This is a genomic window from Lysobacter sp. Root690, assembly GCF_001427785.1.
In the GTDB taxonomy this organism is placed as follows: domain Bacteria; phylum Pseudomonadota; class Gammaproteobacteria; order Xanthomonadales; family Xanthomonadaceae; genus Lysobacter.
On the sequence record NZ_LMHM01000016.1, the window covers coordinates 776,887 to 779,864 of the forward strand.

The window sequence follows — 2,978 nt, forward strand, 5'->3', positions numbered from 1 at the left end:
ATCTGGTGGAATGACGCTGAAGCCTCTGGATCCCCGCGTTCGCGGGAATGACGTTCTGGTGGGATGACGCTGAAGCCTCTGGATTCCCGCCTTCGCGGGGATGGCGGGCCGGATGGATCGCACTGACGTCGAATCAACGGCGGCTGATCAAATCCCGATTCGCCTCTCATGCCCGCAATCGCAGCACCCCACCCCACGCGCCCACAAAAGCAAAAGCCCGCCAATGGCGGGCCTTCGTGCATTCCGATTCAAATTACGGCAACAGCAAACCACCAGCACCCGCGATCCGCTCCGGCTTCCAACCAATCCCGAATCCCGAATCCCAGCTCTCACCGCTTCTTGCGCACATACAACACCAACGAATGCTCCTCGATCTCGTAACCATGCTTGGCCGCGATCTTGCTCTGCAATTCCTCGATCTCCGCGCTTTCGAACTCGATGATCTTGCCGCTTTCGATATCGACCATGTGATCGTGATGATGGCCGCGATCGAGCTCGTACACCGACTGGCCGGCCTCGAAGTTGTGCTTGAGCACCAAGCCGGCCGACTCGAACTGGGTCAGCACGCGGTACACCGTGGCCAGACCGATGTCCTCGCCTTTTTCCAGCAGCATCCGGTAGATGTCCTCGGCGGTCATGTGCCGCGGCTTGGCCTGCTCGAGCAGTTCCAGGATCCGCATCCGCGGGTGGGTGACCTTGAGGCCGACGTTGCGCAGGTCCTGCGATTCCATGTGTACTTCCCTTGAGCTGTGCGGCCCGGCGCGGGCCGGACCGGAGGTGTTGACCGGCTGGCCGTCGCCGCGAGGGCTGCGCACTGGGCGGACGGAGCGGGCGGGCCGGAATGGCGGATGAACGCGCGGGGGTGGCCGACGCGGCGATCCGCCCTTGGTGGGGTCTGGCTTCAGTGTATCATCGGCCCCGTTGCCTTCGACTGCCGCAGACCCTCATACGATGCGTAAGCTCCTGCTCGTTCTCTCGATCTCCCTGCTCACCGCTGGCTGCGGCATCATCTACAAGCAGCCGATCTACCAGGGCAATCTGCTCGAGAAGGCCGCCGTCGATCAGCTCCAGACCGGCATGAGCAAGCAGCAGGTGCAGGTGCTGATCGGCACGCCGTCGATCGAAGACCCGTTCCATCAGAACCGTTGGGACTACACCTCGACCCAGCGCGTCGACCGCCTCGGCACCACCCAGCGCAAGAACCTGACCCTGTGGTTCGAAAACGACGCCCTGGCCAAGTGGGAAGGCGACTATTTCCCCGAGCAGGACGAACAGATCGCCAAGGCCTCGGTCAAGCAGTTCGGCCGCAATCTGGCCCGCGACAAGGACAAGGACAAGCGCCGCAAGCGCTGATCCTGGCGGCGCGGCGGCCTGCCGCGCCCTGATCCGACTCACTCATCGATTCAGCGATCGCGTCCGAACGGACGCCGGTCAAATGGCGTGCCCGTTCGGCCGCGTCGCGATGGTTATTCGCAGCCCTGCCTATTTCTTCAGCGGCCGATCGGCCGCGCGGCGCCTGCGCGCGTCCTTGGGATCGACCTGCAACGGCCGCAGCAACTCGACCCGGTCGCGATCGCGCAACGGCGTGTCGGCGACCGCTTTGACCCCGAACACCGCGTAGCCGCTGATCTGCGCGTCGCCCTGCCAGCCGGCCGCGGCGACCGCGTCACTCAGCACCGCGCCCTCGGCCAGTTCCAGCGTCAGCGCTTCGAACCGTTGCGGCCAGGCGCGGACGACCTCGACCTTCACGCCGAAGCCGCACCGTCGGCCGGGGTCGCGGTGGGCACCGCCGGTTCCGCGCCGCGATCGGCGACGCGGACGAAGTCGTCGACCATGCGGTCGGCCAGACTCTGGAACCCCACCGCCATCGCCGGCCCGAGCAGCTTGATCGCCGGTTCGAATTCCAGGGTCAGGGTGACCTTGCAGGCCGACTCGTCGAGCGCATGGAATTCCCAGCGCCCGCCGAGCTTGCGAAACGGCCCGTCGACCAGTTTCAGCTCGATATGGTGCGGCGGCGACAAGGTGTTGTGGGTGGTGAACCAGGTCCGCAGCGCGCCCAGGCCCAGGTCCAGGCGCGCGACCATGTGGGCCTCGTCGGCCTCCAGCACCTGCGCCTGCTCGCACCAGTCGAAGCGGCGCGGATACGCGGCGACATCGTTGACCAGCGCGAACATGCGCGCGGCGGAGTGTTCGACCAGGGCGGAACGGCGGATCGTAGGCATGTGGCTATCGCAATTGGGGCCGCGGTGGGGAATTCAAGCTGGACGTCGTCGGGCGCCGCGCAAGCGATTTTGGCAGACCCAGGCTAGGCTTTTTTCGCTTTTTGAGCTTCGGATCGAGCGTCGTATCCGATCAATAGTCCCCGGTGGCTACTCAAACCGCCTTCGGATCGTGGACAATCGGCTCATGGCTAAAAATACGAACAACAAGGCCGGCAAGGATAAAGGAAAGGGCGCCGCCGGCGGCACCATCGCGCTGCACAAGCGCGCCCGCCACGAGTACCACCTCGAAGAACGCTTCGAGGCCGGCCTGGCCCTGCAGGGCTGGGAGCTCAAGTCCATCCGCGCCGGACGCGCGAACATCACCGAAAGCTACGCGGTCGTGCTGCGTGGCGAGATCTTCCTGATCGGCTCGCAGATGACCCCGCTGATCTCGGCCTCGACCCACGTCATCGCCGAGGAACGCCGCAGCCGCAAGCTGCTGCTGCACAAGAGCGAGATCGACAACCTGATCGGCCGCGTGCAGCGCGACGGCTACACCCTGGTGCCGACCGCGCTGTATTGGAAAGGCAACAAGGTCAAGGTCGAGATCGCGCTGGCGAAGGGCAAGCAGGACCACGACAAGCGCGAAGCCAGCAAGGATCGCGACTGGGCGCGGCAGAAGCAGCAGGTGATGCGGCGGCATAACCGCAACGCTTGATTCGGGATTCGGGATTCGGGATTCGGGATTCGGGATTCGGGATTCGGGATTCGGGATTC

The 2,978-nt window shown here is 64.9% G+C and carries 5 protein-coding genes; 2 read left to right on the forward strand and 3 right to left on the reverse strand.

What is annotated here, in order from left to right:
- Positions 1-329: 329 nt before the first annotated feature.
- Positions 330-731, reverse strand: coding sequence for a ferric iron uptake transcriptional regulator (gene fur, locus ASD86_RS20250; protein ID WP_056114872.1), 402 nt, complete (start codon positions 729-731; stop codon positions 330-332).
- Positions 732-951: 220 nt separating this feature from the next.
- Between fur and bamE the strand changes: the two genes are divergently transcribed.
- The gene (gene bamE, locus ASD86_RS20255) at positions 952-1,353 is read left to right on the forward strand and encodes an outer membrane protein assembly factor BamE (protein WP_056114875.1); all 402 of its coding nucleotides are present in this window, start codon (positions 952-954) and stop codon (positions 1,351-1,353) included.
- 129 nt (positions 1,354-1,482) lie between these two features.
- Here bamE and ASD86_RS20260 read toward each other — a convergent pair whose 3' ends face one another.
- Together ASD86_RS20260 and ASD86_RS20265 are read right to left on the reverse strand one after the other, a co-directional pair.
- Positions 1,483-1,749: an RnfH family protein gene (locus ASD86_RS20260; protein WP_056114878.1), complete on the reverse strand. Its 267-nt coding sequence runs from the start codon at positions 1,747-1,749 to the stop codon at positions 1,483-1,485.
- Positions 1,746-2,222: a type II toxin-antitoxin system RatA family toxin gene (locus tag ASD86_RS20265; protein WP_056114882.1), complete on the reverse strand. Its 477-nt coding sequence runs from the start codon at positions 2,220-2,222 to the stop codon at positions 1,746-1,748. Before ASD86_RS20265 ends, ASD86_RS20260 begins: the two co-directional genes overlap by 4 nt.
- A gap of 184 nt (positions 2,223-2,406) precedes the next feature.
- Between ASD86_RS20265 and smpB the strand changes: the two genes are divergently transcribed.
- Positions 2,407-2,919: an SsrA-binding protein SmpB gene (gene smpB / locus ASD86_RS20270; protein WP_056114884.1), complete on the forward strand. Its 513-nt coding sequence runs from the start codon at positions 2,407-2,409 to the stop codon at positions 2,917-2,919.
- Positions 2,920-2,978 lie beyond the last annotated feature (59 nt).

Coding starts and splice junctions, on each gene's coding strand:
- fur (WP_056114872.1), bottom strand. CDS start 731: ATGGAATCGCAGGACCTGCGCAACGTCGGCCTCAAGGTCACCCACCCG.
- bamE (WP_056114875.1), top strand. CDS start 952: ATGCGTAAGCTCCTGCTCGTTCTCTCGATCTCCCTGCTCACCGCTGGC.
- ASD86_RS20265 (WP_056114882.1), bottom strand. CDS start 2,222: ATGCCTACGATCCGCCGTTCCGCCCTGGTCGAACACTCCGCCGCGCGC.
- smpB (WP_056114884.1), top strand. CDS start 2,407: ATGGCTAAAAATACGAACAACAAGGCCGGCAAGGATAAAGGAAAGGGC.